General features: G+C 64.6%; 3 protein-coding genes. 1 reads left to right on the forward strand and 2 read right to left on the reverse strand.

Annotated features, from left to right (window positions below; translation table 11 throughout):
• Window positions 1-135 precede the first annotated feature (135 nt).
• The gene (locus GBB18_RS05820) at window positions 136-1,749 is read left to right on the forward strand and encodes a DUF885 domain-containing protein (protein ID WP_151641044.1); all 1,614 of its coding nucleotides are present in this window, start codon (window positions 136-138) and stop codon (window positions 1,747-1,749) included.
• A gap of 139 nt (window positions 1,750-1,888) precedes the next feature.
• On the opposite strand, the gene GBB18_RS05825 is transcribed toward GBB18_RS05820, so the two are convergent.
• The gene (locus GBB18_RS05825; protein WP_192795940.1) at window positions 1,889-5,359 is read right to left on the reverse strand and encodes an arabinosyltransferase domain-containing protein; all 3,471 of its coding nucleotides are present in this window, start codon (window positions 5,357-5,359) and stop codon (window positions 1,889-1,891) included.
• A 75-nt stretch (window positions 5,360-5,434) separates the two neighbouring features.
• On the reverse strand, window positions 5,435-7,584 hold a 2,150-nt coding region (locus GBB18_RS05830; RefSeq protein ID WP_151641045.1), incomplete at its 5' end, for an arabinofuranosyltransferase.

The following is a 7,584-nucleotide window of genomic DNA, read 5'->3' on the forward strand; positions in this document are numbered from 1 at the left end:
GCGGTGGTGCTGTGGCCCGCGCAATGGGCGCACACCTTCTTCCCACAATGGTCCAGGACGCCGGCCTAGCACTCCTAATCGAGACCGGCCCCTGAAGTGTGTTCGCGCAGTGGATTCTTCCCTAATCTGTAGCGTATGACTATTAACCAGATCGCTGACGAGTATGTGAAAGCGAGTATTGCACTCTCGCCCGAGTTCGCTACTGCCTTGGGCTTGGAGGAGAACCAAGACCGCTGGGGCGATTACTCCCCTGCGGGGGTTGAGGCCGAGGCTGACCTAGCGCGGGAGACCATGAGGAAGCTGCAGCAGGCCGAGCCGGTGGACGAGGCCGAGTCGGTGACGAAGGCGGCGATGCTCGATCGCCTCGGCGTGGCCTTGGATCGCCACGCGCTGGGAGAACCTTTAAGGGATCTCAATAACATTGCCTGCCCGATTCAGAGTGTGCGCGACACTCTGGCGCAGATGGACACCTCCACCCCGGAGGGCAAGGCCAATGTGGCCGCGCGTATTGCGCGCATGGGCGAGGCCTATCGCGGATACGCCCAGACCCTCGCCGAGGGCGCCTCCCGCGGTCTGGTGCCCGCGCAGCGGCAGGTGCAGCGCGGTATCGAGCAGCTGCAGGCCATGGCCGCCGAGCAATCCCTGCTGGATGTCTATGGCGCGGAGGCCGAGGCCACCGCCGAGCAGGTGGCGGCGGGCAAGCAGGCAGCCGCGGAGCTGGCCACCTTCTTGGAGGAGCGGATCGCACCCCACGCCACCGCCGCGGATGGGGTGGGCCGGGAGCGCTACGAGGTGGCCAGCCACCTGTGGGTGGGTCACCGCATCGATCTGGACGATACCTATGAGTGGGGTCTGGAAGAGCTGCAGCGGATCATCGCCGAGCAAGAGGTCTGCGCCGCCGAGCTCTATGGGGAGGGCACCAGCCCCACCGCGGCTTTTGAGCGGCTCAACGCCGATCCCGCCTATCAATTGCACGGCGTGGATGAGCTGCAGCAGTGGATGCAGCAGATCGCCGATGATGTGATCGCGAAAATGAACGGCACCTATTTCGATATCCCCGAGCCGGTGCAGCGCATCGAGTGCTGCATCGACAAGGCCGGTACCGGCGGCATCTTCTACACCGAGCCCTCGGCGGATTTCTCCCGCCCGGGCCGCATGTGGTGGTCCGTGCCGGAGGGCGAGGACACGTTCAATACCTGGCAGGAGCTCACCACCGTCTACCACGAGGGCGTGCCCGGCCATCACCTGCAGCTGGGCCAGCAGGTTTATGAGGCCGAGCACCTCAATAGCTGGCGCCGCCAGATGGGATTCAACTCCGGCCATGCCGAGGGCTGGGCGCTCTATGCGGAGCGCTTCATGGATGAGCTCGGTTTCCTTCCCGATGCCGGCTTCCGCATGGGCATGCTCGACGGACAGCGCCTCCGCGCGGCCCGCGTGGCCCTGGACATCGGCGTGCACCTGGGTAAAACCACTCCCGATGGTGGCACCTGGGATGCGGACTATGCCTGGCAGTTCATGAAGAACAACGTGGCCATGGCCGATGGCTTCCTCCGCTTCGAGGTGGATCGCTACCTGGGCTGGCCGGGGCAAGCTCCCTCCTACAAGGTGGGCCAGCGCCTGTGGGAGCAGCTGCGCGATGACTTCTTGGCGGCCCGCCCCGGCGAGCTGAAGGAGTTCCACCGCCTCGCGCTGCGCGAGGGCACGCTCCCACTGGGCGTGCTGCGCGAGGTGGTCATGGCTCAGGCCTAGGGATGCTTATCGACGCCGCCCCGCAGGCCGGTGATAGTCCCAGTGCGGCGGCGGCGCTCAGCAGAAGGCGGCGATCACAGCATCAGTGCTGTAACCGCCGCCTTTTGTCGATTCGCTCGGCGCGCGGGCCGGAGATGGGCTAGTTGCGGAAGGTCTGCATCTTCGATGGTTTCCACAACCCAGAGCGGGTGATGGTCTCGGTGTCGATCGCGGCCTCCTTAGGCGCCTCGCCCTCAGAGTTGGTGCGTAGTGCGTAGTACTGCAGGCTGCCCCAGTCGCGCTTCCAATCATTCTTCAGATAGCCCGGCGCCTCATAGGAGGTATTCACTGCCTCGGCGGTACCGAGGGCACCACCGCCGGTGAAGTCCTGGAAGCCCGAGAGGGATTCCTTACCGGGCTTATCCGGTGAGATTCGATAGCGCGGAATCTCGGTGACACCGGCATAGTGATCAAAGCTGCGCTGATCTGGGAACTGTAGGGCCACCGGCCAGTCGAGCAGGCCAGGGGTGTCGCTGCCAATGAGCGTGTTTACGGAGGCCAATGTGGGCACGCGCGGCGGGGTGAAGGCTAGCCAGTGGCCTGGGTAGAGGGAATCATCCTCGGCCTTAATACGGATCACGTTGGCCTCACCGGGGAGATCAGCCAGCGGGACGCGCAGGTTGCGCCAGATATCGTCGCGGAAGGCGTCGATGGGCTCGTATTCGCCGAGCATCTCCACGGAGCCATCGGCGCTGCGATGGCCGTATTCCACCACCAAGGTTTCGCCCTCGATGGGATCGCCATTAACGTCTTTGCGCTCGGTGGAGCCGGCGGCGGTGATCACTACGATGGGTGCATCTTCGCTGCGCTCAGACGGCAGGGAGAACCAGTCACTGGTTACCGCGGCTGGGATCTGATCATTCTGGCGATAGGAGCCCAGCACCGGCACCTGTGCTGGGTCGAGGCCGAAGGGCAGCTTGGCGTGGGAGCCGTTGATGCCGGTTGTGGTGTTGAAGCCGCCCTCGGTGCCCACCGGCTGGCCCACGACCGACTCCTGGATCTCGATAGTGGTTTGGGGGCCGTCGAGTGCCTCCGCAGCGCTTTCCGGCCAGGCGCGGTAGCCGGAGACGTCCAAGCGCACCGGCAGATTATTGGGCCCGAAGCCATAGGAGTTCTCGCCATTATCCAGCGAGTCCTTGAGGTCCTTGCCATCGGCAGGGGCGAGGAAGGAGTCATTGGTATTGGTCTCAATCACGGCGTCATTGGCCAGCTGGCCGGTGGTTCCGCTCAGCTCGCGGACGTTGCCGGTGCCAATGGAGTACTGCGGCCACTGTTGCAGGAAGCTCTTGGCAAAGGAGCCATAACTGATGATCAAAATGCCCACGCAGGCGATGGCGATGGGGGCGGCCAAGAGCTGGCCGGTTCGGGAATGGGAGGCCGCTTTCTGGGCCTGCTGTTCCCGCTCGGTCTCGCGCTGAGCGGCGGCCATGGCCTCGTCCTTGGTGGGGGTCTTCGATAGCGCATCGGCCATGCGTGCCTGGCGGGCGTTGTCCTCTTGCTCCGCGGCGGAGACATTCTGCGGCCGCCGCAGTGTGTCGAGGAAGGAGTACACCACGGCGATGCCGACCACCACCAGAGTGAACACGAGGGCGACGGTGGTGAACTCGATGCCAAAGATCTGCGGGGTCTTATCCCACCACGGCACACCGAAGCTGGAGACGTACCACCAGCCATTGATGCCGGCGAGGCTCACCGCACCCACCGCCATCACCGCAGCACCCAAGAAGAGCCGGGTAGAGCGAGACTGGCGGGCGTAGCTGGCCAAGGATACCGCCGCCACGGCGGCCACGGCGGCGCTGAGCCCAGCCCACACACCGAAGTGGTGGGTCCACTTGGTGGGGGTGAACGTCATGAAGAACATGGCGCCGGCGAACACCAACAAGAGGCGGGTGATGGAGGCGGCATTGGTGCCCGGAATAGAGGTGGAACGCACCTTGGCGTAGAGCACCACGGCGAGGGCGAAAAACGCCATGATCACGGGGAAACGGCGGGCCACCGAACCGTCCACGCTGCCGAGCAGCAGGGCGGCATAGCGGCTGTATTCCTGGTACCAGGCCAGGGACGGGCCCACGATTCCGCGCACGCGGGTGGACTCCAATGCGGAGGCTAGGGACTGATCGCCAAAGACGGCCACGATCACGGCGGTACCGGCGGCCAGGAAGGGGGCGATGATCGCCGCAACATTGAAGGCGGTGGGCCCAGAGCCCATGATCTTCAGTCGCGCCACCAGGATCTTCACTAGGGCGGCGAGGCTGACGAGCAGCGCCGCCACGGCCATCAGGCCGGTGGGCCCTGCCGACAGCGAGAAGGCCGCGGCGAGCACACCGAGGGCGGCGGGAAAGAGGCGGGAGGTGGCGATGGCACGCTCGAAGCACACCCAGGTGACCACCACGCCCAAGGCGATAATCGGCTCGGGGCGCAGGCCGTTGTTGTAGGCAGTCCAGAAAGCAAGGAACAGCAGCGCTGCGGACCAGCGAGCGATGCGTCGAGAAGCAACGGCCTCGCCGAGGCGCGGCAGCATGGACTTCGACACAAACAGCCAGGTAAGAATGGCGGCCACTAGCTGCGGCAGACGCATCCACATCGAGGCGGTAGAGATCTGTGACATCGCGGCCAGCAGATCATAGTAGGGGGATCCGAAGGGCGACTCCGGCACGCCATACCAGCGGTAATAGTTGGCGATATAGTCGGCGTGCTCGCTGGCGCGGGCCATGGTGAGGATGAAGCCATCATCGGAGGTATTGCCGCCAAAGACGTACCAGAAGGCGATACCGGCCAGCACCACGAGATCCGTGACGCGCAGCTTCTTCCACTCCGCGGGAATCTCCATAAAGCCACGGCCATCGGCACGATCCAGGCGGTAGAGCGCGGCCAAAGAGGCCACGGTGAGCAGTACGCCGCCTATCATGCACGCCAGCTTCAGCGGGGTGGGTGAGGAGGTGAAGCGGGAGTTGATCTCCACCTGGGCGCTCAGCCCCTGATCCACCAGCGCCTGATAATTCTCGCCCGTGTCATCGAGCTCGGTGTAGATACCGCTGACTTGGGGGCGTTGATCCGTATCCACCTCTCCCAAGGTGGTGCCCTTGGCGCTCACACGGGCGCCATCGACTCCGACGGAGATATCCAGCACCTCGCCGCGGAGATCCTTCACCTTCTCTGGGGTGAGGCGCACCAAGATTTCCTTGAGCGTGGACACCACCAGATCGCCGTCGGTGCTGCGGACCATGAGGCCACGGTTGGCCGCCTCGGGAGAATCCTGCGGCAATGTGGAGAGCAGAAGATTCTGGCCCTCGCGGAGATCATCCACCGCATCCACCGGCATGCGCACATCCAGCTGCTCGGGGGCATAGGAGATGAGCGGGGCATTGACGGATTGGAGATCGCCCTGTGGCCAGCTGAAGGAGGACTGCACCTGGTTGATCGGCATCAACGGGGTGAGCACAAACAGCACAAATCCCAGTAGACCAGTGATCACCGAGAACGCCTTGAGTCCCGTGCGTGGGGGGTGGGCGTGCTCGCTGCTGCCGAGAGAATCTGCAGGTTCAGATGAAGCGAGGACAGGAGTGGACATAAGGGATCATTGTACTTCCTCGCCGCCGCAGCCCCAGTCATGCGCGTCCGAGGCCGAGGCGGAAAGACCAGCGTGCTAGCTGGATGTGGTGGTGCGCACAGCCACCACGAAGGGGCCGATCTGCTTCACTGTCCACGGCGAATCCGGCGCGTTAAACATCTCCGGGTTAAACCAGAGCGCGCGGAAACGCACATTCGGATTATTCGGGTAGATGTCCTCGGAGATGTCCAGCTTCCACGCGCCCGCCGGGGCGTCCACGGGCTGGTTGGTGCTGGGGGCAGAGGCCGTTCCTGAAGAGCCTGTGGCGCCCGCCGTATCCCCGCTCGACGCAGCGTCAGCCGCCCCCGCGCTTGGCGCCGTGACGTCGATGTCCTCTTCGGCGAGGGAGCCATCGAGCTGGCCGCGGAAAACGAAGGCTTCCGGGCCAGAGAAGGCCCCATGGAGGGGCGCATCGTCCAAGAGCGTGGCGAAGGAGCTGGGGGGCATCTTCGGGTCAAAGGAGGCCTGGGCCCAGCTCTCCAGCTGCTCATTGCGCTGTCGGAATAGTCCCAGAGGGTTGGCGTAGTGGGCGGTCATGCCTTGGAAGCCGTGGAAGGGATAGTAGGAGAGTAGGTTGAACTCGTCGGTGGCGATAACGGTATCCCCAGCGGGCTTGCCCAGCTCATCGGTGATGAACGTGGTGATATCGCCGTAGTAGCGGGCTGCGTTCGGCGGGTTGGAATCACCGCGCTGGCCATTGCCGTCGGTGTCGGTATAGGCAAAGTCCAAGCCGCGGGAGAGCTTGTTGGGGATATCTTGGGCGTAGGCCACACCACTCACCCCCAGCACGATCACCAGCAGCGCGGTGATGGAACTCTTGAGCTTCTTCGAGATCATCCGCGGATAGAGCTGATCTAGCCCCACCAGTCGCAGCTCCGCGATACCGAGCACACCCGCGGTGGCCAGTTGTAGCGTGATCAGCGTTTCTAGGCGGAAGCCCAGCAGGGTATTACCGGCGAGGGTGACGATCATGGAGGCCACCGACCAGCCGTAATACACCACCAGCGATAGCCCGAGGGCGCGGATATCGCGGTCGGCGGCGCGGATTACCAGATAGGCCACGCCAATCATGCACAACACACCCACCAGTGACATGGAGAACATGGGCAGTGGAATCTCGGTGCCTTGGCGCGGCAGGTAGTGGGTGGCGGAGGATTCAGAGGTGGCCTGGCCGCTGAGGACTGCGGCTAGGTAGGGCCACCACACCACGGCGGCCACGGCGAGTGAGCTCAGGCCGATGACCACAAGCCGCAGCAGCGGCGCTACGGAGCGGGAACCGACCACGGCAGCAACGAGCGCCAGCAGCACCACCGAGAGCGCGATCACGGCAGTGAAGAGGGTGTACATGGATGCCGAGGCGCCGAGGTAGATGACCAGCCCCAGCATGGACATCCGCGCCCCGTCGAGGGCACGCCGGGCCAGTACTGCCGCAGCAGGAGCACCCATGGCGATGATGGCGGCATAGGGCTCGTGGGCGGCCACCACGAGGGTGATGGCGGTGGTGGTGAGGGCGATCGCGGTGGCCACCGGCAGCGAGCCAGTAATGCGCTGCCACACCGGCACGAGCACACAGCCGGCGGCGGCGAGCGTGATCAGCGACCACGGCTGGAAGGCCTCCCAGCCGGGTAGGTTCACGAGGTTGGCGAAGCGCCCACCGAACCAGAACCACCCCGCTGGGTAGAAGGGAGGGGTGTTGATGTAGTTCATATCCATCAGCCGCGCGGTATCGCTCAATCGGGTGAGGAACTGGGTGCGAAAGCCTTGGTCCACGCTGGCGCCATCGAGATACAAGGCGGTCGCCGAGAGGGGAATACCGAGGGAGGACACCACCAGTCCGGCGGGGCTGAGATAGCACAGTGCGATGGTGAGCCAGCGCCGCAGTGGCGAGCGCGAGGTGGTCTCCCCATGCCGCCAAGCGTGCTCGTCCTGCAGCCACAGGTACACGAAGGTGAGCACGGTGAGTAGCAGGATCACGGTGACGGCGGTGGAGGCCGCGCGTGATACATAGGACGTGCCAAAAGCGGGCAGATTGGTGGTTTTGAGTATCAGCCACGCCACATAGGTGGCTACGCCCCCGGCCAGGCCCGCCGCAAGCACCGACAGGGCCGCCCGTTTCGGCGTTAAGGCATCTGGGGCGTAGGGGGCGAGTCCATCAGGTTCGTGGGTGTCCCGTGCAGGGCGGGGAG

The organism is Corynebacterium sp. 11A (assembly GCF_008930935.1).
Taxonomy (GTDB): Bacteria; Actinomycetota; Actinomycetes; order Mycobacteriales; family Mycobacteriaceae; genus Corynebacterium; species Corynebacterium megadyptis.